General features: G+C 58.5%; 23 protein-coding genes and 1 pseudogene. 12 read left to right on the top strand and 12 right to left on the bottom strand.

Annotated elements, in window-relative coordinates:
- Window positions 1–16 precede the first annotated feature (16 nt).
- The 7 genes from epd to PspR84_RS26990 all read left to right on the top strand — a co-directional run bounded on the left by epd (window position 17) and on the right by PspR84_RS26990 (window position 5,887).
- Window positions 17–1,069, top strand: a complete 1,053-nt coding sequence (gene epd / locus PspR84_RS27020; RefSeq protein ID WP_095121452.1) for an erythrose-4-phosphate dehydrogenase — start codon at window positions 17–19, stop codon at window positions 1,067–1,069.
- 12 nt (window positions 1,070–1,081) lie between these two features.
- Window positions 1,082–2,245: a phosphoglycerate kinase gene (locus PspR84_RS27015; RefSeq protein WP_160059730.1), complete on the top strand. Its 1,164-nt coding sequence runs from the start codon at window positions 1,082–1,084 to the stop codon at window positions 2,243–2,245.
- Window positions 2,246–2,279: 34 nt separating this feature from the next.
- Window positions 2,280–2,501 carry a hypothetical protein gene (locus tag PspR84_RS27010; RefSeq protein ID WP_150749724.1) on the top strand — a complete coding sequence of 74 codons (222 nt, stop codon included), beginning with the start codon at window positions 2,280–2,282 and terminating at the stop codon, window positions 2,499–2,501.
- A gap of 57 nt (window positions 2,502–2,558) precedes the next feature.
- Window positions 2,559–2,891, top strand: coding sequence for an MliC family protein (locus PspR84_RS27005; RefSeq protein WP_160059729.1), 333 nt, complete (start codon window positions 2,559–2,561; stop codon window positions 2,889–2,891).
- A gap of 252 nt (window positions 2,892–3,143) precedes the next feature.
- On the top strand, window positions 3,144–4,208 hold the full coding sequence (gene fba / locus PspR84_RS27000; RefSeq protein ID WP_008081027.1) for a class II fructose-bisphosphate aldolase: 1,065 nt from the start codon (window positions 3,144–3,146) through the stop codon (window positions 4,206–4,208).
- Window positions 4,209–4,329: 121 nt separating this feature from the next.
- Complete coding sequence (locus PspR84_RS26995; protein ID WP_238785176.1) at window positions 4,330–4,620, top strand: helix-turn-helix domain-containing protein; 291 nt, start codon at window positions 4,330–4,332, stop codon at window positions 4,618–4,620.
- Entirely contained in the window at window positions 4,613–5,887 is a 1,275-nt protein-coding gene (locus PspR84_RS26990; RefSeq protein WP_160059728.1) for a type II toxin-antitoxin system HipA family toxin, read from the top strand. Before PspR84_RS26995 ends, PspR84_RS26990 begins: the two co-directional genes overlap by 8 nt.
- A gap of 43 nt (window positions 5,888–5,930) precedes the next feature.
- On the opposite strand, the pseudogene PspR84_RS26985 reads toward PspR84_RS26990, so the two are convergent.
- The 3 genes and pseudogenes from PspR84_RS26985 to PspR84_RS26975 form a co-directional block, all read right to left on the bottom strand.
- Window positions 5,931–6,110, bottom strand: a pseudogene (locus PspR84_RS26985) (HipA N-terminal domain-containing protein); the annotation flags it as partial.
- Window positions 6,107–6,358, bottom strand: coding sequence for a helix-turn-helix domain-containing protein (locus PspR84_RS26980; RefSeq protein WP_150708255.1), 252 nt, complete (start codon window positions 6,356–6,358; stop codon window positions 6,107–6,109). The pseudogene PspR84_RS26985 and the gene PspR84_RS26980, both read right to left, overlap by 4 nt.
- A gap of 102 nt (window positions 6,359–6,460) precedes the next feature.
- Window positions 6,461–6,823, bottom strand: a complete 363-nt coding sequence (locus PspR84_RS26975; protein WP_095121447.1) for a DUF6124 family protein — start codon at window positions 6,821–6,823, stop codon at window positions 6,461–6,463.
- Window positions 6,824–7,642: 819 nt separating this feature from the next.
- Between PspR84_RS26975 and PspR84_RS26970 the strand changes: the two genes are divergently transcribed.
- Window positions 7,643–8,053 (top strand): hypothetical protein, encoded by a 411-nt coding sequence (locus tag PspR84_RS26970; protein WP_160059727.1) that lies wholly within the window; start codon window positions 7,643–7,645, stop codon window positions 8,051–8,053.
- Between the two features lie 147 nt (window positions 8,054–8,200).
- On the opposite strand, the gene PspR84_RS26965 is transcribed toward PspR84_RS26970, so the two are convergent.
- Window positions 8,201–8,869 carry a polysaccharide lyase family 7 protein gene (locus PspR84_RS26965; protein WP_034153613.1) on the bottom strand — a complete coding sequence of 223 codons (669 nt, stop codon included), beginning with the start codon at window positions 8,867–8,869 and terminating at the stop codon, window positions 8,201–8,203.
- A gap of 319 nt (window positions 8,870–9,188) precedes the next feature.
- On the opposite strand from PspR84_RS26965, the gene PspR84_RS26960 reads away from it, so the two are divergent.
- From PspR84_RS26960 to PspR84_RS26950, 3 genes are read left to right on the top strand one after another with little or no spacing between them, the layout of a single operon-like run.
- Window positions 9,189–11,312, top strand: coding sequence for an EAL domain-containing protein (locus PspR84_RS26960; RefSeq protein WP_160059726.1), 2,124 nt, complete (start codon window positions 9,189–9,191; stop codon window positions 11,310–11,312).
- 44 nt (window positions 11,313–11,356) lie between these two features.
- Entirely contained in the window at window positions 11,357–11,851 is a 495-nt protein-coding gene (locus tag PspR84_RS26955; protein WP_160059725.1) for a M48 family metallopeptidase, read from the top strand.
- Window positions 11,852–11,875: 24 nt separating this feature from the next.
- Window positions 11,876–12,172: a winged helix-turn-helix domain-containing protein gene (locus PspR84_RS26950; RefSeq protein ID WP_007913779.1), complete on the top strand. Its 297-nt coding sequence runs from the start codon at window positions 11,876–11,878 to the stop codon at window positions 12,170–12,172.
- A gap of 184 nt (window positions 12,173–12,356) precedes the next feature.
- Here the strand turns inward: PspR84_RS26950 and PspR84_RS26945 are convergent, their stop codons facing one another.
- Window positions 12,357–12,809, bottom strand: a complete 453-nt coding sequence (locus PspR84_RS26945) for a GNAT family N-acetyltransferase (RefSeq protein ID WP_038358715.1) — start codon at window positions 12,807–12,809, stop codon at window positions 12,357–12,359.
- A 255-nt stretch (window positions 12,810–13,064) separates the two neighbouring features.
- Between PspR84_RS26945 and PspR84_RS26940 the strand changes: the two genes are divergently transcribed.
- On the top strand, window positions 13,065–13,802 hold the full coding sequence (locus PspR84_RS26940; protein ID WP_160059724.1) for a transporter substrate-binding domain-containing protein: 738 nt from the start codon (window positions 13,065–13,067) through the stop codon (window positions 13,800–13,802).
- Between the two features lie 112 nt (window positions 13,803–13,914).
- Here PspR84_RS26940 and yccS read toward each other — a convergent pair whose 3' ends face one another.
- The 7 genes from yccS to betA all read right to left on the bottom strand — a co-directional run bounded on the left by yccS (window position 13,915) and on the right by betA (window position 25,464).
- A complete protein-coding gene (gene yccS, locus PspR84_RS26935; protein WP_160059723.1) occupies window positions 13,915–16,107 on the bottom strand; it encodes a YccS family putative transporter in 2,193 nt (730 codons plus the stop codon).
- 230 nt (window positions 16,108–16,337) lie between these two features.
- Window positions 16,338–17,516, bottom strand: a complete 1,179-nt coding sequence (locus PspR84_RS26930) for an NAD(P)/FAD-dependent oxidoreductase (protein ID WP_160059722.1) — start codon at window positions 17,514–17,516, stop codon at window positions 16,338–16,340.
- A 137-nt stretch (window positions 17,517–17,653) separates the two neighbouring features.
- The gene (gene dbpA, locus PspR84_RS26925) at window positions 17,654–19,039 is read right to left on the bottom strand and encodes an ATP-dependent RNA helicase DbpA (protein ID WP_077574844.1); all 1,386 of its coding nucleotides are present in this window, start codon (window positions 19,037–19,039) and stop codon (window positions 17,654–17,656) included.
- Window positions 19,040–19,119: 80 nt separating this feature from the next.
- Window positions 19,120–20,547, bottom strand: a complete 1,428-nt coding sequence (mdtD, locus tag PspR84_RS26920; RefSeq protein ID WP_160059721.1) for a multidrug transporter subunit MdtD — start codon at window positions 20,545–20,547, stop codon at window positions 19,120–19,122.
- Between the two features lie 153 nt (window positions 20,548–20,700).
- Entirely contained in the window at window positions 20,701–22,038 is a 1,338-nt protein-coding gene (locus PspR84_RS26915) for a metallopeptidase TldD-related protein (RefSeq protein ID WP_160059720.1), read from the bottom strand.
- Entirely contained in the window at window positions 22,038–23,480 is a 1,443-nt protein-coding gene (locus PspR84_RS26910) for a TldD/PmbA family protein (RefSeq protein WP_160059719.1), read from the bottom strand. The genes PspR84_RS26915 and PspR84_RS26910 overlap by 1 nt, the downstream gene beginning before the upstream one ends.
- Before the next feature lie 280 nt (window positions 23,481–23,760).
- Window positions 23,761–25,464: a choline dehydrogenase gene (betA, locus tag PspR84_RS26905; protein WP_160059718.1), complete on the bottom strand. Its 1,704-nt coding sequence runs from the start codon at window positions 25,462–25,464 to the stop codon at window positions 23,761–23,763.
- Between the last annotated feature and the right edge of the window lie 65 nt (window positions 25,465–25,529).

Below are 25,529 nucleotides of genomic sequence, written 5' to 3'. Positions count from 1 at the left end.
GGTAATCGAGAACCCCATGCCTCAACCGCGTCCCTACAAAGTTGCACTCAACGGCTACGGCCGGATTGGTCGTTGCGTCTTGCGTGCGTTGTTTGAGCGAGGCGAGAAAGCCGGGTTTGAAATTGTCGCGATCAACGATCTGGCGGACATGGCCAGCATCGAATACCTGACACGCTTTGACTCCACCCACGGCCGTTTTCCGGGCGAAGTGCGAGTAGAAGGCGATTGTCTGCATATTAATGGCGACTGCGTGAAGGTCCTGCGCAGTGCTACTCCCGAAGGCATCGATTGGGCGTCGCTGGGCGTCGATCTGGTGCTGGAATGCTCCGGTGCCTACAACACCCGTGAAGACGGCCAGCGCTTTCTCGACGCCGGCGCGCCACGCGTGTTGTTCTCGCAGCCGATGGCCAGCGAGGCGGATGTCGACGCCACCATCGTTTATGGCGTCAATCAGGATTGCCTGACCGGCGACGAACTGTTGGTGTCCAACGCCTCCTGTACGACCAATTGCGGCGTGCCGCTGTTGCGCTTGCTCGACAAGGCGATCGGCCTCGATTACGTTTCGATCACCACCATTCACTCGGCGATGAATGATCAGCCGGTGATCGACGCCTATCACCACGAAGACCTGCGCCGTACCCGTTCGGCGTTCCAGTCGGTGATCCCGGTGTCCACTGGTCTGGCGCGGGGTATCGAGCGTCTGCTGCCGGAACTTGCCGGGCGAATTCAGGCCAAAGCCGTACGCGTGCCGACGGTCAACGTGTCCTGCCTCGACATCACGATGCAGACCGCCACGGCGACCGACGCCAATGAGGTCAACCGGATCCTGCGCGAAGCCGCCACCAATGGCCCGCTCAAAGGTCTGCTCGCCTATACCGAGCTGCCGCACGCCAGTTGTGATTTCAACCATGACCCACATTCGGCCATCGTCGATGCCAGTCAGACCCGTGTTTCCGGCCCAAAACTGGTGAACATCCTGGCCTGGTTCGACAACGAATGGGGTTTTGCCAACCGAATGCTGGACGTTGCAGAACACTATCTGCAAACAGCAACTTCAAAAAAACCGTAGGAAGTGCGACCCATGACCGTGTTGAAGATGTCCGACCTCGATCTGCAAGGTAAGCGCGTATTGATCCGCGAAGACCTCAACGTCCCAGTCAAGGACGGTGTTGTCACCAGCGATGCGCGTATCCTGGCTTCGCTGCCGACCATCAAGCTGGCCCTGGAAAAAGGCGCGGCCGTGATGGTCTGCTCGCACCTTGGCCGGCCGACCGAAGGCGAGTTCTCCGCCGAGAACAGCCTCAAGCCTGTTGCTGACTACCTGAGCAAGGCGCTGGGCCGTGAAGTGCCACTGGTGGCTGATTACCTGGGCGGCGTGGACGTCAAGGCTGGCGACATCGTGCTGTTCGAAAACGTGCGCTTCAACAAGGGCGAGAAAAAGAACGCTGACGAACTGGCCCAGCAATACGCGGCCCTGTGCGACGTGTTCGTGATGGACGCTTTCGGCACCGCTCACCGCGCCGAAGGTTCGACCCACGGCGTGGCCAAGTTCGCCAAAGTCGCCGCCGCTGGCCCACTGCTGGCCGCTGAACTGGACGCACTGGGCAAAGCCCTTGGCGCACCGGCTCAGCCAATGGCGGCCATTGTTGCCGGCTCCAAGGTCTCGACCAAACTCGACGTGCTGAACAGCCTGAGCCAGATCTGCAACCAATTGATCGTCGGCGGCGGCATCGCCAACACCTTCCTCGCTGCTGCTGGTCACCCGGTCGGCAAGTCGCTGTACGAGCCGGACCTGCTCGATACCGCACGCGCCATCGCTGCGAAAGTCAGCGTGCCGCTGCCGGTTGACGTAGTGGTTGCCAAAGAATTCGCCGAAAGCGCAGAAGCCACCGTCAAGCTGATCGCTGACGTTGCGGCGGACGACATGATTCTGGACATCGGCCCGCAAACCGCGGCCAACTTCGCCGAACTGCTGAAGTCGTCGAAAACCATTCTGTGGAACGGCCCGGTCGGCGTGTTCGAATTCGACCAATTCGGCAACGGCACCAAAGTGCTGGCTCAGGCCATCGCTGAAAGCTCGGCGTTCTCCATCGCTGGCGGTGGCGACACTCTGGCTGCGATCGATAAATATGGCGTGGCTGAGCAAATCTCCTACATTTCCACCGGTGGCGGCGCGTTCCTCGAATTCGTCGAAGGCAAAGTGCTGCCAGCCGTTGAAGTCCTGGAAAGCCGGGCCAAGGCCTGAGGCCGCCCGTTTGGCCAGGCAAAGGAGTGTTTACATGGTCAAGTCGTTAGCGCTGTTGTTGCTGACCGGTACGCTGGTGGCCTGCGGGAGTAACCCGAAGGCCGAAGCCACGCCGGCGCCGAGCGAGTCGCAGAAGGGCTGTTATCAGGCCGACTGGCAGGCCGAAACCAACCCGGTGCTGAACAAGCGCTCGGGGCCGGATGGCCTGGACAAATACGAGACGCAAACCCCGGCCAAGGAACATGGTTGTCCTTGACGGGTCTGACTCTTTAACTCAGGGCTGGCGGCGTGCGCCGTCAGTCGAGGAACACGGATGAAAGGCTTGATCGCCATTGCGGCGTTGGCATTGTTGGGCGGTTGCGCGCAGTTGAACCTGTTTCAGTCGTCTGCTCCGGCGGACAAATGGACCACCTGGACCTGCGACAGCCAGGCCAAAGTGCTGTGGCGCTACGCCGATGCCGGCCAGAAAGAAGTCGACGTTCGACTGGGTGGCGGTGATCAGGTCTATCGCCTGAAAGAAGAGCCAGGCGCCTCGGGCACGCTGTACAGCGACGGCATGCTGGCGTTTCACGTCAAGGGAGAGGAAGGCCTGGTGTACTGGGTCGCCACCAATGACCTGATCGGCCGCGGCTGCAAGGCTGAATAATTGCAACACCGCAGGCCCATTGTAGGAGTGAGCCTGCTCGCGATAGCAATTCTGCAGTCAACACTGCAGCGACTGTCAGGCCGCTATCGCGAGCAGGCTCACTCCTACAGGGGTTCTGTGTAGTTCTCAGGATTTTGCTTTATCGAATCACCAGGCCGGGCCTCAACCCCCGATCTGCAATCACTTGAATAGCCGCCGCCGCTCCGGCAGGCTGGCACGATTAACGACCCTCAACCGGGAGAGACACACACAATGGCACTTATCAGCATGCGCCAGATGTTGGACCACGCAGCCGAATTCGGCTACGGCGTTCCAGCTTTCAACGTCAACAACCTTGAGCAGATGCGCGCCATCATGGAAGCCGCTGACAAGACTGACTCCCCGGTGATCGTTCAGGCTTCGGCCGGCGCTCGCAAATACGCCGGCGCGCCATTCCTGCGTCACCTGATCCTGGCCGCGATCGAGGAATTCCCGCACATCCCGGTGTGCATGCACCAGGACCACGGCACCAGCCCTGACGTCTGCCAGCGTTCGATTCAACTGGGCTTCAGCTCGGTGATGATGGACGGCTCGCTGGGCGAAGACGGCAAGACCCCGACCGACTACGACTACAACGTCCGTGTTACCCAACAAACCGTGGCCATGGCGCACGCCTGCGGCGTTTCGGTAGAAGGCGAGCTGGGCTGCCTGGGTTCGCTGGAAACCGGCATGGCCGGTGAAGAAGACGGCATCGGCGCCGAAGGCGTTCTGGATCACAGCCAAATGCTGACCGACCCGGAAGAAGCCGCTGACTTCGTCAAACGCACTCAGGTCGATGCCCTGGCCATCGCCATCGGCACCAGCCACGGCGCCTACAAGTTCACCAAGCCACCTACCGGCGACGTGCTGGCGATCGACCGCATCAAGGAAATCCACAAGCGCATCCCGAACACCCACCTGGTGATGCACGGTTCGTCCTCGGTGCCACAAGAGTGGCTGGCGATCATCAACCAGTACGGCGGCGACATCAAAGAAACCTACGGCGTACCGGTTGAAGAAATCGTCGAAGGCATCAAGCACGGCGTGCGCAAGGTCAACATCGACACCGACCTGCGCCTGGCATCCACCGGTGCGATGCGTCGCCTGATGGCCACCAACCCGAGCGAATTCGACCCGCGTAAATTCTTCGGCGCGACTGTGACGGCGATGCGTGATGTGTGTATCGCTCGTTATGAAGCGTTTGGTACTGCCGGTAATGCTTCGAAGATCAAACCGATCTCGCTGGAAGCGATGTACCAGCGTTATCTGAAGGGTGAGTTGAACGCCAAGGTTAACTAAGCCTGAGCGTTAAACTGCTTCGATAAGAAACCCGCCGGTGAGGCGGGTTTTTTTGTGGGTGAAATTTTTGGTAGCGATACTTGGAAATCCGCACTTGAAATGTCACCTATAGTGAACTTTAATGATTTTTATCAGCTTAAAGTCCCATATAGGTGACATTTTGATCCTGAATAATCCTGCGATTTTCGCCGAACGCATTCGTCAGCTGCGAAAAGCCAAGGGCTACAGTCAGCTAATACTAGCGCACAAGGCTAAATGCAGTCGCAAGACCATCATCGATCTTGAGGCCGGTGAAAACGTCGCTTTTTATACTGTGTTCCGGGTGATTGCCGCGTTGGGCATGGCGCTCGAAATTGTCGACAACCGAATCGATCTCAAGTCGCTTGCCGATCTGGTAGAGCATGATGAGTAAGGTCAAACGACTCAACGTCATGACGCCGCAAGGCTGCGCGGGTGAGCTGTCCAAAGGTTCGCAGTTCTCGTTTGCATACCAGGCGGCAGAAGCGTCTCGAGAAGTCTCGTTGGTCATGCCCTATGACCCGACGCCCGCGGTGAGCAATGTGCTGCACCCGATCTTCGATATGAATGTGCCGGAGGGTTTTCTGGCCGATCAGATCAAGCGCCGGATGGCCAAGCATATGCAGGTCGATGAAATGCGGCTGCTTTCGGTCATTGGCGGCAATCAGATTGGTCGCCTCACCTATGAGAATCCGACTGAGCCACCTAGCGCCGTGCGTGCCCAAGTCGGTTTACAAGACATTCTGTCTGCCGACGCCTCTCAGGGTGTTTTCAACTTTCTGGTTGAAACCTACTTTGAGTCGGGTATTTCCGGAGTGCAGCCCAAGGTACTGGTGCCTGACCTGGACAAGCTCACTGGCGGCCGAAAAACCATGCTCAGTTCCGATCTCATCGTTAAATCAGGAGCCGAGGAGTATGAGCACTTGGCCCAGAACGAGTTTCTGTGTCTGGAGGCGGCGCGGCTGGCAGGATTGGAAACGCCACCGTTCTGGCTTTCCGAGAGCGGCGAGCTGTTTGTCATGGAGCGGTTTGACCTGACGGCGTCTGGCCGGCTCGGCTTCGAAGACATGGCGGTACTGTTGGGTCTGAACAAAGATCCTCACGACAATTACAAGTATTCGCAGAGCTATGAAACCCTCGCGGCTGTCATCCGCCAGGTATGTCGCCATGCCGAACCGATACGAGAGCTGGAGCGATACTTTTCGTCAGTCTGCCTTTCGGTGATGGTGCGCAATGGCGATGCACATTTGAAGAACTTCGGCGTGATATACACGCAGCCCGCGGCTCCAGAAACCGTGCAGTTAGCCCCGATTTACGATGTTACGACCACCACGGTCTATGAAAACTACAACCCGAAGTCCAGGCGGTCACTGGTTGACCGGACCCTGGCAATCAAAATGAATAAAACCAAAGACTATCCCGATCGCCAGCAACTGATCGAGTTCGGTCGCAAACACTGCGCGGTGGATAGGCCGGCATTGATCATCGACCGGATAGCTGAGGCAATGAGTCAGGCACTGGCTGCTCATCGGTCCCGAGTGGATGCTGAATTGTTTGTGGGGATGCAACGTGAATGGGATGTCGGACGTACAGTTGCCTTGAATGACTCGATTGGGTCGGGATTGAAGCGTAAGCCTGTATTGGGAGATAGCAACGTTTAGCTACGCTTTTGCGCTTATTGCTATTCAGGAGCCCGCCGCGAGGCTGAAATACAGGGTGCAACTCACGCCGACGAAACTCGTCATGCCGTACAGGCATCAAGAGGCTGATCGCCATTTGTGGCGATGCATCTTCGTGATAACGGAAAGTGAAATCCTCGGTATCGCTGAACAGTCTCCCGCTATTACCTTCAGGGGTACTGACTTGAAGAGAGGACATTTTCATTCGAATAAATCTCCAAGTTCTTCAAGGGTTGGCATCGTTGCTGGAACCGCCGAGAGTTCGCAGTCCAGCGCAGCTAAAAGCCGCGCGTAAGCGATCATGCCGACAGAAAGGGTGCCTTTCTCCACCGCGATGACTTTGTATCGCGTCAGTCCCGCCAGATCGGCAAGCTGAGCCTGCGTCAGGCCACGATTTATACGTTTTTCACGTAATTGAATGCCGAGACGGGTGATTAAAAGAGAGTAATCCATGTTGCGCTACCGTCACATTTTGATGTCGATGTTGCGTATGCGGAACATTTAATCCATTTGGCTTAAGAAACCCGCCATGAGGCGGGTTTTTTTGTGGGCGGGTTATTCCTTTAGTTCGACATGATCCAATGCCTGATTTACCGCCAATTCACCGAGCATGACGACTTGCGCAATGCCTAGCGCGGTCTTGCGGTGTGAGGTGTCGAGCATGGCGGCGAAGTTGTTGAGCATTTCACTGGCTGAACCCAGGGTTTCGCTGGCGTTGGCCAGCAGGGATTCGGTGTTGTACTTCGGGTTGGCGAGGTACATGGGCTCGGGTTTATGCGTGCTGGCCATGATGAAGGCGGACGGTTTGAGGTAATGGTCGAGGGCGCGCTCGGCGGCGTCGTTGAGTTTTTTGGAATTGAGGGATTCGTACGGGGAGGCCGGGTCAGTGACCGGCGGGTGTGGCGTTGATTTAATCATTTGCTCGAAACCTGATTTGAGTGCCCCCGCTCTGGCTACTAATCAAAGTGGAGGCAACTGTACGCAGGTTAGTAGACCGGGGTTTCGAGCAAGCCGGCGCACCCGAAGGTGCCCTGCGCACAGCTACCATCAAGCGCAGGAATCGAAATACCTGACTGACAGATGCTTGTGCACCAAGCTTGAAACCACGGGCTACTAAACCCGATCACTGGAAATCAGTGACGCGAATCAAGTTACCGATGGCCCGCCAGGCGCACAAGCCGGCGGATTCTGGCGTACCCGTAGGCAACGACGCAAGCTGTTGTAGGCATCCGGAAGTAACTGCTGACAGATCTAAACAGCGCTGTTTAAAGGCTGGATGTAAAAGCGGCTCAACCGAGCATCCAGCGCTTCAATTGAACGAATAACCCACCGTAAAGCGGTGCCTCCGCGCTTGATTGAGCGCAGTGAATTGACTGGGGAAGAGGCTTCTCTTTCCAGTGATAACCGGTCAAGGCATGGCGCCCGCCCGCCCGCCATCGCGTGAGCGCGGATGGCACTGAGTGTCGGATGACTTCTCAAGCAGTCTATTTCTCCTTGCCAGCTGCCTTTTGCGTCGGCGTTGTCGGTCATCAATCAACCGTCGGTGTAGGTACTCTCGGTGGTAATAAGAGCGAATATTCAGCGCTTATAGCTTTTTTGATTGTTTCTACCTGTTATTCGTTATTGAAATGGTTTTTGATTTCCAAATGATCTAACAACCTGTCAGAAGTTACAGTTGGAAAGGGGGGAGTGTTTTCTTACTGTGGCGCTTCAATTGATTTTTGGAGTGAATAATGTATGGGCTCTATCAAAACGGAAGATTTGGACAAATATCCAAAGATGGATGATTTTGGAATGGTAGACGTTACACTGGACGTTGGAAACGGCCCGATTACCTATGACAGCCGACCATACAGACAAACTTATGATGACTGGTTTTATTTTAAAGCGCACGGGCAAGTATCTGGTCGACACTACTTCGTGATGTTGCGATTTGATCGGATGATGGCTGTGGGTGAGTACGACATCGTATTCAATCAAGACAAAATTTTCGCTCGCACGGATTTTCCGGATCAGGGACAGGTCGATTATCGTGATGGAAAATTGATTTTGAAAAAAACCGGCGAATATCCAGAGGGGAGCTTTCTTTTCACGAAGCCGGGAGTAAAGGTTGAAGGGAAATTTAACTTCAAAGGAGAAAAGCACTAACTGTTTTGGCTTGCGTAATGGGATAGGTTGTTATTTTTATAGTTTTGTTATGGGTAAATAATAAATCAGGTGGCGAAGAGGTTGTCTGTTTCGTCACCTGCATTTATCTAATGATTTCAAAAACTAAACATATTTTTCGCGCGGTCGTTACTTGTCATGATCAATATCCAGCTTGCTGAAGGTCACTTGCCCGCCCTCACTCGTATACCCGGTATTGTCCTGCACATAAACCCCAGCCTTGAAGTACAACGGCTTGTTGCGCCAAGTCGCGCTGATCTGTGAATCCCACTGATAACCCGCCGCACTGACACCCAACGCACCGCCAGGGCTCAAGTGGATGAGGTAATTGAATTCGCGATCCAGCTTGATCCCGGTAGCCAGGGTGATGACGCGGCTTTCGTCGTCATCCGGGTGCATGCGCACCTTGATCACCAGGTTGCCGGTTTCGGTTTTTGTCTTGTACTGATACTCAAGTTTGACCATCGGCTTCTGGCTTTCATAGGCGTGGATCTGGCCAATGACGATCTTGCCGGAACTCGGCACTTTGTTCACCGTGAGGGTCGCGCGCAGCAGGTTGTCGGCGTCCGGGTAATACCAGTTGCGCAGGGTGCCGTTGCTGTAGGTTTCACGCAGTTCGGTGCGCGGGTAGATGGCGTTTTCGGTTTTTGACCCGGTAACCGGTGACCAGAAGAACAAGGTGCCGGTGTCGGAATGGAAGTACTGATCTTTGAAGCCGTTCACCAGTTTGGAGGTTTCGACGGTGTATGGCGGGCTGCCAACGGGAACGCTGAGGTTCCAGGTTGCGAGATCGATCATGTCGGTTCTTCCACTCAAGTTTCACTGCACGTACGTGCCAGAAGCTCTAGCCCGCACGTTTTGGGGCGGCCTTTATAAGCGTAGAGGGATTTTTTGTTAATGCCCGTTTGGCAGATGATTGACGTCAACATCCTGTCGAAATGCCATCTCTGCCGGTTTCCGGGGGCTTCAGCGGTGACCGTTAGTCGGCAAACTCACGCTTTGGTTAAATGATGGCCTGATGACAGCTTCTGCTTTTTCGGATCCACGACTAGAGTGAAGGCTCGATGTATGTACGGTTTTACCGGAATCGCCCTGAAGTCCCGACAAGAGAAGCAGCATGGAATGCGCGCAACCCCCGCCAGGTGAAGGCAGCTCTGTCCTTTTGATCGTTGATGATTACCCTGAAAATCTGATCAGCATGCGCGCGTTGCTGCAGCGTCAGGATTGGCACGTCCTCACCGCAGCCTCCGGTTTCGAAGCGCTCAATATTCTGCTCTCCCACGACGTCGACCTGGTGCTGCTGGACGTGCAGATGCCGGGCATGGACGGCTTTGAAGTCGCGCGGCTGATGCGCGGCAGCCAGCGCACGCGCCTGACGCCGATTATCTTTCTGACTGCCAACGAGCAATCCCAGGACGCCGTGATCAAGGGCTACGCGAGTGGCGCGGTGGATTACCTGTTCAAACCGTTCGACCCACAGATTCTCAAGCCCAAGGTGCAGGCGTTGCTGGAGCACCAGCGTAATCGCCGCGCGTTGCAGCGCCTGAGTCATGACCTGGAAGTGGCGCGCGCCTTCAATGCCTCGGTGCTGGATAACGCTGCCGAGGGGATATTGGTGGTGGGCGAGGACGGCTTGATCCGCTTTGCCAATCCGGCGATTTCGCGTTTGCTGAATGCGCCGGTGAAGGAGCTGGAAGGTAAGGAGTTTCTCGATTTTCTTCAGAAACCGCACATTCCGCTGTGGGCCGATTCTGAGTTTTATGCCAGCTACAAGCGTGGCGAAACATTAAGACTGCACGACGCGTTGCTGCGCACCGCGCCCGGCCAGCAGGTGCCGGTGGCGCTGTCCTGCGCGGCGTTGCCCGCCGAGCAGCACGCAATGGTGGTGACTGTGCTGGACATGTCGGTGGTGCGTCACTTGCACCAGCAGCTCGAATTTCAAGCGGTCACCGATCCACTGACCGGTTTGCTCAACCGTCGCGGCTTTTACCAGACCGTTGAAAACTTGCTGTTGCGTGGTGATCGCAGTGATAGCAGTTGGGTGTTGCTGTATCTGGATCTTGATGGCTTCAAACGGGTCAACGATTCACTCGGTCATGATGCCGGCGATCGGGTGTTGCGTTGGGTTTCCGAGCAATTGAAAGCCTGTCTGCGGCCGTTCGACATTCTCGCGCGCATGGGCGGCGACGAATTCACCGCGTTGCTCGATCTGGAATTCCCCGAGCAAGCGGCGAAGATTGCCGAGAAACTCATTGAGCGGGTGTCGATCTGTCAGCAGATCGAAGGGCTGGACATCGCCCTCGGCGCCAGCATCGGCATCGCCACTTATCCGGATTGCGGCTCCAACCTCGACGGACTGCTGCGCGCATCGGACATCGCCATGTACGAAGCCAAGCGCGCCGGGCGTCAGCAATATCGTTTCTATGATCATGAAATGAACGGCCGGGCCCGTTCGCGGTTGATGCTCGAGGAGAGCGTGCGTGCCGCCATCGAGAATCGCGATTTCAACTTGGTGTATCAGCCGCAAGTGGCCATCGACACTGGCCAGATTCGTGGTTTTGAGGCTTTGCTGCGCTGGCAACATCCAAGTGTCGGTGATGTTCCGCCGGGATTGTTCCTGCCGCTGCTGGAAGAGGCGCGGCTGATCAGTCGTCTCGGCAGCTGGATTTATCATCGCGGCGCCGGCCAGCGCAAAGCCTGGGAAACCCTGTTTGCCGAAGATCTGGTGCTCGGTGTGAGTTTGAGCAACACCCAGTTCAGTCTGCCGAATCTGGTCACCGAGTTGCGGCAAGTCATGGAGCGACATGCCTTGCAGCCTCGGCAACTGGAGGTCGAAGTCACTGAAGAAGCGTTGATGCAAAACCCCGACGAGACTCGCAAACAGTTGCGTTTGCTGCGCAATCTCGGTGTGCGCGTGGCGCTGGACGATTTTGGCTCCGGGCCGTGTTCGCTGGCACATTTGCGCGATCTGGAGCTCGATACGCTCAAGCTTGATCGCCATCTCATTGCGCGATTGCCGGACTCGAAACGCGACGCCTCACTGGTCAGCACGGTGATCAGTCTGTGCAAGCAATACGGTTTGCTGGTGATTGCCGAAGGGGTGGAAACCATCGAGCAATACCAGTGGCTGCAAGCTCACGGCTGTGAATATGTGCAGGGCTTCCTCGTCGCGCGGCCATTGATCGCCGAGGATGCGGCCAGCTTCGCCGAACCGTTTGACTGGAGCGCGCTGCCCGGTTGAATTCGCTACACTGGCGCACCTTTTTCGAACCGTGTCGCCCGTCCATGACTGTGTTGAAGTACCTCCAGGCCTATCCCGCGCAATTGCAGGACCAGGTGCGCCAACTGATCGCCGAAGAGCGTCTGGGTGAATACCTGAATCAACGCTATTCGGGGCCGCACGATGTGCAGAGCGACAAAGCGCTGTACAGCTACGCGCTGGACCTGAAACAGGAATACCTGCGCAACGCCCCGGCCATCGACAAGGTGCTGTTCGACAACCGCCTCGACCTGACCCACCGTGCACTGGGTCTGCACACCACGGTTTCACGGGTGCAGGGCGGCAAGCTCAAGGCCAAGAAAGAGATTCGTATCGCCTCGTTGTTCAAGGACGCCGCGCCGGACTTTCTGAAAATGATCGTGGTGCATGAACTGGCGCACTTCAAGGAATCGGATCACAACAAGGCGTTCTATAAATTGTGCGAGCACATGCTGCCGGGGTATCACCAGGTCGAGTTTGATCTGCGCGTGTACCTGACGTGGCGGGATATGCAGGCTTAACCGTACGCAACCGGGAAGGTGTGGATGGACGTCAGCAAGACCAAAAGCAGTTTCTACCGCCGCTTGTATGTGGCGTACCTGATCGACAGCGGTCTGGCGCCGAGCGTGCCGACGCTGACCGAAGTGACCGGCATGCCCCGGCGCACGGCGCAGGACACGATTGCGGCGTTGGCGGATCTGGATATCGTTTGTGAGTTCGAGCAGGAAGAGGGCGCTCGTAATCATGCCGGGCGCTATCGGATTCGTGAGTGGGGGGCGATTGATCGTGGGTGGATCGAGAGGAATTTGCGGCAGATCAAGGCAGTGCTCGAGTATCCCTAAATGCCCTCACCCCAGCCCTCTCCCGGAGGGAGAGGGGGCCGATTGGGGGATATTTGAGAGTTACGCCGACGTGAGCGAGCGCATTTGAATCCATAATCGACTCGGTTTTTCAGGTCGATGTCTGCCGCAAGACAATAAGGTCAGTCCCCTCTCCCCCTGGGAGAGGGCTAGGGTGAGGGGCTCTTCAGGCACGACGCATCCCGATGTGTGGAATGTCATCCTCCAGATACTCTTCACCCGCCACAACAAACCCGTACTTGCCGTAATACCCCTGCAAATGCGCCTGCGCTGACAGATAGATCGGCACTTGCGGCCAATGCTTCTCGGCCTGTTTCAACGCCTGTTCCATCATTTCGTGCCCCAGCCCTTTGCCGCGGCCCTGCGGTGCAGTAATCACCCGGCCGATCACCACATCACCGCCCTGGGATTCCGGGTCCAGCAGGCGCAGGTACGCCATCAACTGGTCATCCTCCCACCCCATCAAATGGTAGGTGTCGCCTTCCAGATCCTGACCGTCGAGGTCCGGATAAGCGCATTTCTGTTCAACCACGAACACGTCCGAGCGCAGCTTCAACAGCGCGTACAGCTGTTCCTTGCCCAGATCACTGTGATGTTTGCAGACCCATTCGATTGTCATTTGCCGATTCCTTGAACGTGTCGCCCGATACTAAGCGCCTGCGGCAAAGATGTCTTTATGGCGTAAGAGTCTGTGACAAAGGTCAAAATGCCATCATTCCTTTCTCGCAGCCTCGGCGACTTTGTGTAATCTGCTGGAGAGCCCTGTGCACTGGCTGCAATGAGCTAATGTTAGGGCCTGGGTTTTGCCGGTAAGGGGCCTTGGGGTTTTGACTGAAAACATGCTGGGCAACTCGCCCGCTAAGGATTTTCAAGCATGCCGCGTTTGCATCGAGCCTTTGCTTTGACCGGACTGCTCTTGCTGGCTCAGACCGCTGCAGCGGACAAGCTGCGGCTGGTGTTTGATATCTGGCCACCCTTTACCGACGACACGCTGGTCAACGGCGGACTGGCCACCGACATCGTCACAACTGCGCTGGCCCGGTCCGGTTATGCCAGCGGTTACGAGCAGGTACCTTGGGCACGGGCACTGCTTGGCGTTGGCGAGGGCCGCTACGATGTATTGGTCAACGCTTGGTACAACGACGAACGGACCAAGCTCGGCCAGTTTTCCGGTGAATACCTGCTCAACCGCATCCGCTTTCTCAAGCGCAAAGACACGCCACTTGATTATTCCAATCTGCAGCAACTGCACACTTATCCGATTGCGGTGGTGCGCGGCTACGCCTATTCGGCGCCGTTCGATGCCGACACGGCGTTGCAGAAAGTCCCTGTGCATAACTTCGCCATGGCCGTGCGCATGCTCGCGGCGGATCGGGTCAAGCTGACGCTGGAAGATGAGTATGTGGCGAAGTATTACCTGGCACGGGAATCCGCCAAGGTGCGCAATTCAGTGGAGTTTTTGCCCAAGCCGTTGAGTGAGAACAGCCTGCACATTCTGGTGAGCCTGAAGAATCCGCAGCATGAGCAGATTGTCGCGGGGTTTGATAAGGCGATTGCGGCGATGAAGGCGGATGGGAGTTATGACAAGTTGTTGAGGCAGCATGGGATGTGAAGGCTGATCCAGAATCCTCTGTGTGGCTGATGTCCCTATCGCGAGCAGGCGAAGGCCTACAATTTGAAATGCGTTCCCCTGTAGGAGTGAGCCTGCTCGCGATGACGCCCTGTCAGCCGCCGCTGATTTCTGAGCTGTCCTTGATCAAGTGCGCCGCCAACGTGCGCAACGGTCCGAGTTGCCGGCAAATCAACGCGAGTTGCGTCTGCACCAACCGCTGCCCTTCATCGATCTCATCAGCCATCTGCTCCAGCTCATTGGCCAGCGCTTCTTCTTCATCACTCTGAATCGCCACCGGCTGCTTGTTGGCTAGCCCCTGGGCAATTTCGTCGATGCTCGTCGCCAGTTTCACTCCGGCGCCATCGATCAAATGCTCGCGCACATCAGCGGGTAACTGAGTTTCCCGATGCGCGCCCAACCCCGACAGATAACTCAACAACGTGTGCGACAACACCAGAAAGCGAAAACCGACATCCGCTTCCTTACGGAAATGCCCCGGCTCCATGAGCATGTTCGCCAACGTCGTCGACAGCGCCGCATCGGCGTTGTGCGCGTTGCGTCGGGCCAGCCGATAGGCGAGGTCGTCACTTTTGCCGGCGGCGTACTGCTGCATGATCTGGCGCAGGTAGATGCTGTTGCAGGTCAGGGTGTTGGCCAGCACTTTGTTCAGGCGTCGACCCTGCCAGTCCGGCAGGAACAGGAACACCGTCAGGCCGGCAATCAGGCTGCCCAGCAGCGTATCGAACAACCGTGGCAGGAACAGCCCGTAGCCGTCGCCGACCTGGTTGAAGCAGAACAGCACCATGATGGTTATCGCTGCCGTCGCCAAGGTGTAGCGGGTGGTGCGGTTGGTAAAGAACACCACGCCGGCAGCGATGGCGAAACAGGACTGCACCAACGGGCTCGGGAACAGATCGAACAGCGCCCACGCCACGGTCAGGCCGATGGCGGTGCCGAGGATCCGTTGACCGAGCTTGCGCCGGGTCGCGCCGTAGTTCGGCTGGCAGACGAAAAGAGTGGTGAGGATGATCCAGTAACCCTGGGACGGGTGAATCAGATGCACCATGCCATAGCCGATACTCAGCGCCAAGGGCAGTCGCAGAGCGTGGCGGAACAACAAAGAGGTCGGCGTCAGCTGCGTGCGCAGGCGGATCCACACATCCTTGAGGTTGCGCGGTGAGCGGTCGAGCAGGCTGCTATCGGTCGCATCGGCCAAGGCATCGGGATTACTCGCGTCGCTGAGCAAACGATCGAGGGTGCCGAGGTTGGCGGCCAGTGCGCGCAGTGAACGCAGCAGTCCGCGCCAGGCCGGATTGCTCTGAATACGCAAGTGTTCGAGGGACGCATCGAGGTCGCTCAGGGCTTCGGCGAAACTCGCGTCATAAATAAATGGCTGACGCATCTGGATCGATTCGGCCAAGGCGCGGCAGGCCTTGCCTTGCTGGCGCAACAGGCGTTGGCAGCGGAACAGCACGTCACTGTGGAAGAACGCTTCGGCCAGCGCGTTGTACGGATAGTGCGAGGAGCTGGCGCGTTCGTGGATGTCTTGAGCGAGGAAGTACAGCTTCAGGTAGCGGCTGACTTTCGAACCGGGACGGCCGTTGCCGACGCGGTGCAGGATGATTTCCTTGGCACTGTTCAGCGCTGCCACCACGCGACCGTTTTGTTGGGCCAGTTCCAGGCGCCGCGCTTCGACGTCCATCTGCCGGATCGGCTCGAACAGCGATGACTTCAGCTTCAGGTAAAAACCCAGTTCACGGAACAAGCGCGCCAGACTCTGCTGCACCGGCTGGTTGGAAAACAGCGCCTGCCACACCACCGAGAGCAAGCCGTACCACGCCGCACCGGCGACCAGCAGCATCGGTTCGTGCCAGAAATCGGTGACCGCACCGCCGCGCTGATCAACGCCGATCATCGTGTACACCGACAGAATCAACGTCGCCGAGGCAATCGCCCCATAACGCTCGCCGAGCGCACCGAGCATGGTCAGGCCGAAACTCGCCAGCGCCAAAGCAATGGCAAACACGATGGGGTAGGGGAAGAGCAATTCCACCGACAGCGCGGCGATGCTGAAACACACCAGCGTTACGGCAAGGGCGTTGAGGCGGCCTTGCCAACTGTCGTCGGTCTCGGCCAGGGCGCTGGCGATAATCCCCAGGAACAACGGGATCAGCAGGCCCATTTCATCCTGATACCAACACAGCGCCATGCTGCCGGTCAGGGCGATGAACACCCGCACGCTGTAGCTGAATTTATCCAGCGCCCACAGGCGCCGCAAAGACTGACGAAACGAGGTCGAGGACATGAAGTGCGAAGGCCTTCCGAGGCGATGCCGCTAAATTGAGCCAGTAATGACGCCGACGCAATGGCGCCGATCACATCTGACAGCAAAAAGTGTTCCTTACTGCATCACACATAACAACTGTAGGAGTGAGCCTGCTCGCGATAGCGGTGTGTCAGCCAATGCATTCATCGACTGATTCACCGCTATCGCGAGCAGGCTCACTCCTACAGGGTTTTGTATTTGGCCTTCAGTTAAGCGTACTGCGCGGCAGCGTAACCGGAGGCCCAGGCCCACTGGAAGTTGAAGCCGCCCAGGTGGCCGGTGACGTCGAGCACTTCGCCGATAAAGTACAGGCCCGGGCTTTTCAGCGATTCCATGGTTTTCGACGACACTTCGCGGGTGTCGACGCCGCCGAGGGTCACTTCGGCCGTGCGATAACCTTCAGTCCCCGCCGGCACGACTTTCCAGCTGCCCAGCTTCTCGGCGATCTCCGCCAGTTCGGCGTGGGTGTACTGCTTCATCGGCTTAGACACAAACCAGTTGTCCGCCAGCAGATTGGCCATCTTCTTGGTGAAAATCTCACCCAGCAGAGTTTTCAATTCACTGTTCGGACGCTCGGCCACTTGCTGTTGCAGCCAGCTCGCCGCGTCATGATCCGGCAGCAGGTTGATCTCCACCGTGTCGCCGGATTCCCAGAACGAGGAAATCTGCAAAATCGCCGGGCCACTGAGGCCACGGTGAGTGAACAGGATGTTCTCGCGAAAGCTCTGTTCGTTGCAGCTGACCAGACAATCCACCGACGTTCCGGACAGCTCGGTGCAGAGTTCCTTGAGCTGATCGGTGATGGTAAACGGTACCAGCCCGGCGCGGGTCGGCAGCAATTCGTGGCCGAACTGCTTGGCGACCTGATAACCGAAACCGGTGGCGCCCAGCGTCGGGATCGACAGACCGCCGGTGGCGATTACCAGCGACTGGCACTGAATCTGGCCGAGGGTGGTGTCGAGCAGGTAACCGCTCTCGACCTTCTCGATGGTCTGAATCGACGTGTCCAGATGCAGCTCGACGCCGGCCTGATCGCACTCGTTGAGGAGCATTTCGAGAATGTCGCTGGATTTGTTATCGCAGAACAGCTGGCCGAGTTTTTTTTCGTGGTACGGCACCGCGTGTTTGCCGACCATGCCGATGAAATCCCACTGTGTGTAGCGCGCCAGAGCGGATTTGCAGAAATGTGGGTTCTGCGAGAGGAAATTGCTCGGCTCGGTGTACATATTGGTGAAATTGCAGCGGCCACCGCCCGACATCAGGATTTTCTTGCCGGCCTTGTTCGCGTGGTCGAGCAGCAACACCTGACGCCCACGCCCGGCGGCGGTCAGTGCACACATCAACCCAGCGGCGCCAGCGCCAATGATCACGACTTCGGTAGAGCGCAAAACGGTGTCCTCAGAAATGTCACCACAAAACGAACTGTAGGAGCTGCCGCAGGCTGCGATCTTTTGATCTTGCTCTTAAAAAACAAAGTCAAAAGATCGCAGCCTGCGGCAGCTCCTACAGGGGAGTTACGTTGTTCTTAAAGGATGCGAACGCGCAGCGAACGGCCTTTGATCTTGCCGTCGTTCAGACGCTGCAAGGCCTGCATGGCCACGGTGCGGTCCACGGCTACATAAGCCTGGAAATCGAAGATGGCGATCTTGCCCACCTGTGCACCGGGAATGCCGGCGTCGCCAGTCAATGCACCGAGAATGTCGCCCGGGCGAACCTTGTCTTTACGACCAGCACCGATGCACAGCGTGGTCATCGGCGGCTGCAGCGGGGCGAGGCCCTGGGACTTGAGGTTATCGACCTGATCCCAGTTGAGCGGCGATTTCTGCAGCTGTTCGATGGCTTGCGCGCGGTGCGCTTCACCCGGAGCAACCAGGCTGATCGCGATGCCTTTCTCGCCAGCACGACCGGTACGGCCAACGCGGTGAATGTGGATTTCCGAATCGCGCGCCAGTTCGACGTTGATCACCATGTCCAGCGCATCAATGTCCAGACCGCGTGCGGCGACGTCGGTGGCAACCAGTACCGAAGTACTGCGGTTGGCGAACATTGCCAGCACCTGATCGCGATCACGCTGTTCCAGATCGCCGTGCAGGCCGACAGCGGAAATGCCTTTGGCAGTCAGGTGATCTACGGTTTCCTGAACCTGCTGCTTGGTAAAGCAGAACGCCACGCATGAAGCCGGGCGGAAGTGGTGCAGGACTTTGGTCACCACGCTCATGCGGTCTTCCGGGGAGATCTCGTAGAACCGCTGCTCGATCTGCGTGTCATCGTGGAACGCTTCGGCTTTCACCGTTTGCGGATCACGCATGAATTTCGACGCCAGTTGCTTGATGCCCACCGGGTAAGTCGCGGAGAACAGCAGGGTCTGACGACGCTCCGGGGTCTTGATGATGATGTCTTCAATGGCGTCGTAGAAACCCATGTCGAGCATGCGATCGGCTTCGTCGAGGATCAGCGTGTTCAGGCCATCGAGGACCAGTGAACCCTTGCGCAGGTGCTGCTGGATACGGCCAGGGGTGCCGACGATGATGTGCGCGCCGTGTTCCAGCGAAGCGATCTGCGGGCCGAACGACACGCCGCCGCACAGGGTCAGCACTTTGATGTTGTCTTCGGCACGGGCCAGACGACGGATTTCCTTGGCGACCTGGTCGGCCAGCTCACGGGTCGGGCAGATCACCAGTGCCTGGCAACCGAAGTAGCGCGGGTTGATCGGGTTCAGCAGGCCGATACCGAACGCGGCGGTCTTGCCGCTGCCGGTCTTGGCCTGGGCGATCAGGTCCATCCCCTTGAGGATCACCGGCAAGCTCTGCGCCTGGATCGGCGTCATCTGGGCATAACCGAGGGATTCGAGGTTAGCCAGCATGGCGGCGGACAGCGGCAGAGTATTAAAAGCGGTGGCGATGGTGGTCACGGGACTGGCCTGCAAAACAAAATGTCGCGCAGTGTAGCAGCCCCGTGCCACTTTCTTCGAAAGTTCTGGACGAACAGTGGTTAATGTTCGATGTGTTCTTGCGGGCGTTTGGCACGCCGACCGTCTTGTTTCGACAGTTGCGAGAAGATCGTCGCAGCGAGCATCGCCATGATGCCGACGGTGACGAAGGTCAGCTGGAACGCACCGAGCACGGTCTCCACGCCATCGTTACCGATCTCTGCGGTAAACCCGCCGAGCAACGCACCGGCGCACGCCACCCCCAGGCTCAACGATAATTGCGCCACCACCGAGAGCAAGCTGTTGCCGCTACTGGCGCTCGCATCGTCGAGGTCGATCAGGGTCACGGTGTTCATCGCGGTGAATTGCAGCGAGTTGATCGCGCCGAGAATCGCCAGCAGACACAACAGCAGCCAGTACGGCGTCTGCTCGCTGACCAGGCCCATGCTCGCCAGCATGATCCCCAGTGCCAAGGTGTTGCCGGTGAGGACGATGCGATAACCGAGCCGTTCGATCAGCGGCCGTGCGACCCACTTGGCGATCATCGCCGCCGCGGCCAGCGGCAGCATGCTCATCCCCGCCTGCGACGGTGAATAACCGAGCGCCACTTGCAACAGCAACGGCACCAGAAACGGCAGAGCACCGCTGCCCAAACGCGCGAAGAGGTTGCCGAGAATGCCGACGGCAAACGTCCGGGTCTTGAACAGCGACGGTGCGAACAGCGGGTTTTCGATGTGCCCGGCGCGCAACCAGTACGCGGCCAGACAGGCCATGCCGCCGAACAGCAGCAACATCACCCGCAGGTGCGGCAGGTGCAACTCGCCGAGGCCTTCCATGGCGATGGTGATCAGAATCATCGCCGCGCCGAACAGCAGGAAGCCGAGACTATCGAAGCGGGTGCGCTCGGTGCCGCGCAGGTCGGGAATGAACTTCCACACCGCGTAGCAACCGATCACGCCGACCGGCAGGTTGATCAGGAAGATCCAGTGCCACGTCAGGTATTCGACCATCCAGCCGCCCATGGTCGGGCCGATCAGCGGGCCGAGCAGGCCGGGGATGGTGATGAAGCCCATGATCCGCACCAGTTCGGATCGCGGATAGGCGCGCAGGACGACCAAACGCCCGACCGGCAGCATCAGTGCGCCGCCCAGGCCCTGAATGACACGGGCGCCTATCAGCATGCTCAGGCTGCTCGACAAGGCGCAGAGCAGTGAGCCGAAGCTGAACAGCAGGATCGCGCCGAAGAAGATCTTCTTGGTGCCGAAGCGATCGGCGATCCAGCCAGAGGCCGGGATCAGCAACGCCACGGTGAGCATGTAGGAGATCACTACACCTTGCATGCGCAACGGATCTTCGGCCAGATCGCGAGCCATGGCCGGCAGCGCGGTGTTAAGGATGGTCCCGTCGAGGGACTGCATGAAGAAAGCGATAGCGACGACCCACGGCAACCAGCGGGCGGTGATGGCGTCGAGAGGCGGGCGGTTGGGCATGGAACCTCTTGTCGTTGGAGTTAATACAAATCCAAGGTCGAGCACGGTCAGTGTGGGAGCGAGCCTGCTCGCGAAGAGGCCATTTCATTCAACACATTGATGTCGACTGAGCTACCGCTTTCGCGAGCAGGCTCGCTCCCACAGGTCTTGCGTTTATAGGGTCAGGGTCAAACGGCTGACCAGCGCCCCCGGCAGCAACGCCGAGGAAGTATTGCGCTGGCTGTAGGTGCTCGCGGACAGCAGCAACTCGCGCTCGGCGGTCAGCGCTTCGAGCTGCGAACCGAGCAGGCTGTAGGCGCTGTCATCGAAACGCATGGTGCTGACCGGTGCCTGGATCTCGCCGTTTTCGACCCAGAAAGTCGCGAAGCGGGTCATGCCAGTCATGCGCGCCGCCGGTTGATCCGAGTAGTTCAGGTACCACAGGTTGCTGATGTACAGCCCGGTACCCAACTGCTTGAGGATCTCTGCTTGCGACAGCTCCCCCGCCGCCATGTTCAACGCACTGGGCATTTCACCGCCGCCGGCACCGTTGGCGGCCAGACCGTATTCAGCGGCACTGCGTGAGCCGACCAGTTGATCGCCAGCCTTGCCTTCGACGATCAAACGCAAATCACTGCGTGGATAACCTTCGCCGGAAAACGCCGGACTCAACGATTCGCTGACTTTCTCATCCAGCGACACCAGCGGACTGAATGCCTGATCGCCGACATACAACTTCTGCAATGGGCTGCTTTTGCTGGCAATCGACTGCGCCGAGAAACCGCCCCAGCTCAACATGCCCATGATTTCTTCCAGCGCTGCCGGTGCCAGATACGCGCGGTACTGCCCCGGCGCCAAGGTGCGCAGCGGACGGCCGAGAAACTCCAGTTGCTCACGTGCCTGAGCAAAGCGCTTGGCGAAACCTTCGCTGCTCCAGTCATGCCCGGCGTAGCTGGCCTTAACCGCTTCACCGTTGTCGTGGAACAGGCTGAAATCGAAGTTGAAGCTGTTGGCCTGATGCCAACCGAACGCCCCTGAAGAACTGGCGAAACCACGGCTGATCGGGCCAGCGGCATAGAAGCCCACCAAGTCCAGACCTTCAGCAGCGGCGCAGATTTCATCGACAACCTGTTCGGTGTCCGGCAGCGGATGCTCCTGCACGTTCTGGCTCTGCCAGCCGGTGTGGTTGAGCAACAGATACGGATCCTGCGGCAGCAGCGGCAGGGTTTCGCGCAGTTGCTGCAGGCCTTCGGCGAGGCGTCGCAGATCGCCTTCCTGATCGCCGGACAGGGTGACTTGCAGGTCGGCGTGACGCCCGTCGTTGATCAGCTTCAGAACGATGTTGGCTTGCTGTACTTGCCCGGCCTGACGCACTTTGGCGTGGTTGAAACGCACGAACGCCGAGGATTCGGCGGCGTAGCTGAGGGTGAACTGCTCCGGCTCGCGCACGCTGTCGCGCAGCCAATTGACCATGACCTTGAAGGCGTCGGACTGACACTTCGAAATGCTCATCAGGCGTCTCCCCCAAATACATCAACGTTGCTGAATACGCAGGCCGGCGAAGCGTGGCCGACGCGGATCACCTGGTTTGGTTCGCCCTTGCCGCAGTTCGGCGTGCCCAGCACCTTGACGGTGTTGGCGTCGCCGACGGCGCGCAGGCTTTTCCAGAAGTGCGCGGAAATTGCCCGGTAGTTCGGGTTTTTCACCACACCTTTGAGTTCACCGTTCTCGATCAACTGGCCCCATTCACAGCCGAACTGGAATTTGTTGCGCGCATCGTCGATCGACCATGAGCGGTTGGTGCTCATCAGGATGCCGTGCTCGATGCCTTCGATCAGTTTGTTCAGCGGCTGATCGCCCGGCTCGATGTTGAGGTTGGCCATGCGGTCGATCGGCGGCCGGTTCCAGCCGCAAGCGCGGCTGTTGGCAACGCCATCAAGACCGGCGCGGAATTGCGACAGCGCACCGCCCAGCGGGCGCAACAACAGGCCATCGCGGATCAGGAATTGTTTGCTGGCCTTGCTGCCATCGTCATCGTGGCCATAGCTGGCGAGTTCTTCGGGAATGCCCGGATCGAACGTCACGTTGAGCAGTTTCGAGCCGTATTGCAGGCTGCCGAAGTCGCTGGCTTTGACGAAACTGGTGCCGGCGTAATTGCGTTCATCACCGAGGATGCGGTCGAGTTCCAGCGGGTGGCCGATGGATTCGTGGATTTGCAGCATCATTTGATCGGGCATCAACAGCAGGTCGCGCGGGCCTTGCGGGGTATTCGGTGCAAGCAGCAGTTGCAGCGCCTGATCGGCAACCTGTGGGCCGGCACCGATCAAACCGCAGCGGCTGATAACGTCTGCGCCGCCCTGTTGGCCGAAGTTCTCGCGGCCGAGGCTGCGGGTCTGGCTGTCGTTGCCGTCGTAAGCGGTGACGTCAAGGCCCGGGTAGACGAAGCGCTGGGCCTGACGCAATTCAGCCCCGGCGCTGCTCAGATAGATCTGTTCGACGTGAGTAATGCCGATGCTCACTTGCCAATTCACCAGGCGCTCATCCTTTGGCACCGAGGCGGATTCCGCGCCGAGCAGCTCGAAGCATTCGCTCAGGGACGGGAAGGGTTGTTCAAGATTGGGCGAAAAGTAATCAGCGCGATCGCTGGACACTGGCTGATCGCGCAGGTCGAGCAAGGCGTGCGGCTTCAGGCGGCGGGCCTGAATCTCAGCGCGTTCAAGCGCGGCTTGCAGGCCTTGTTGCGAGAGATCGTTGGTCGCCGCGTAGGCCTCAACGCCATTGACGCGCACGGTGAGCATTGCGCCTTCGTCGCGGCTCAGGCTCGGCGGTTCGGCGACGTTCTTGCGCACTGACAGGTACTGCCCGGACTCGCGTACATACCGCAGGGAAAAGAACTCAGCGCCCGTGCGCAAGGCAGCGAAGCGCTGCTTGAGCTGGGGGTGGAAATCGAACATTCGGGAACCTCCTTGTCAGGGGGAAGCGGTAAAGCGGCGGCGGGGAGGGGGTGAAACGGTTGCGCGAGGTCTAGAGTAGGCCTGCGTGGGGGTAGGATCAAGTGAAGAGGGGGTGTAGGAGGATTTACTTGAAGCAGAGGGATTTGTGCTGAATTGTAGGGCCTCATCGCGAGCAGGCTCACTCCTACAGTTAATCTCCAGTGTCCACAGAGTTTGTGTTCACTGGAGATCCTTGTAGGAGTGAGCCTGCTCGCGATCAGCCTTGATGCGGTACCAAGTCTTACTGAGCAACCGGGGTGATATCACGCATCGGCTTGCCCTTTACCGGCGCATCGCCCGCTACATAGTAAGCAGCGGTGCTACGCGGCAGCGGCTGGCGGCCACGGATCTTGTCGGCGATTTTCTCGGCGATCATGATCGTCGGCGCGTTGAGGTTGCCGGTGGTGATGATCGGCATGATCGAGGCATCGACCACACGCAGGCTCTGCATGCCGTGCACGCGACCTTCGCCATCCACCACAGCCATCTCGTCGGTGCCCATCTTGCACGAGCAGGACGGGTGGAACGCGGTTTCGGCGTGCTCGCGGATGAACTTGTCGAGTTGCTCATCGGTTTGCACTTCGATGCCCGGGCTGATTTCGCGGCCACGGAAGGCGTCGAGCGCAGGCTGTTGCATGATTTCGCGGGTCAGGCGGATGCCGTCGCGGAATTCCTGCCAGTCCTGCTCGGTGGCCATGTAGTTGAACAGGATGCTCGGGTGCTGGCGCGGGTCTTTCGACTTGGCCTGGATGCGACCACGGCTTGGCGAACGCATGGAACCCATGTGCGCCTGGAAACCGTGCTCTTTCACACCGTTGCTGCCGTTGTAGTTAATCGCTACCGGCAGGAAGTGGTACTGGATGTTCGGCCATTCGAATTCCGGACGCGAACGGATGAAACCGCCGGCTTCGAACTGGTTGCTGGCGCCGATGCCGGTGCCGTTGAACAGCCACTCGGCACCGATGGCTGGCTGGTTGTACCAGAGCAGCGACGGGTACAGCGAAACCGGCTGGGTGCACGCATATTGCAAGTACAGCTCAAGGTGATCCTGCAGGTTTTCACCGACGCCTGGCAGATCGTGAACCACCGGGATGTCGAGCGACTTCAGCAGTTCGGCAGGGCCGACACCGGAGCGCTGCAGAATCTGCGGCGAAGCGATGGCGCCGGAGCACAGCAGCACTTCTTTGCGCGCTTTGACTTCAACGCGCTCTTCGGCGTCGCCGACCAGGTAACGCACGCCAACGGCACGCTTGCCTTCGAACAGGATCTTGTCGGTCAGGGCGTGGGTGACGATGGTCAGGGTCGAACGCTTTTTCGCGGTGTCGAGGTAACCACGGGCGGTGGATGCACGACGGCCGTTCGGCGTCACGGTGCGGTCCATCGGGCCGAAGCCTTCCTGCTGGTAACCGTTCAGGTCTTCGGTGCGCGGGTAACCGGCTTGCACGCCGGCTTCAACCATGGCGTGGAACAGCGGGTTGTTGCCCGCCTTCGGCGTGGTCACGCTGACCGGGCCTTCACCACCGTGGTAGTCGTTCGGGCCGATGTCGCGGGTTTCGGCTTTGCGGAAGTACGGCAGGCAGTCGAGGTACGACCAGTTTTCCAGGCCTGGCAGTTTCGCCCAGCCGTCGTAGTCCATCGCGTTACCGCGGATGTAGCACATGCCGTTGATCAGCGAGGAACCGCCGAGGCCTTTGCCGCGACCGCATTCCATCCGACGACCGTCCATGTGTGGCTCTGGATCGGTTTCGTACGCCCAGTTGTAACGACGACCTTGCAGCGGGAATGCCAGTGCCGCCGGCATTTGCGTGCGGAAGTCGAAACGGTAGTCCGGGCCGCCTGCTTCAAGCAGCAGAACGGTGACGCCGGCGTCTTCAGTCAGACGGGTCGCAAGTGTGTTACCTGCAGAGCCGGCCCCTATGATGATGTAGTCGTATTCTTGAGTCATAAGTTCTCCTGAGGGAGCTACAAGTCACAAGCTTCTAGCTGCAAGTAAAAGCGGCGAGCTGTGGC

The organism is Pseudomonas sp. R84, assembly GCF_009834515.1.
Classification (GTDB): domain Bacteria; phylum Pseudomonadota; class Gammaproteobacteria; order Pseudomonadales; family Pseudomonadaceae; genus Aquipseudomonas.
This window is presented reverse-complemented; position numbering and strand designations above follow the sequence as displayed.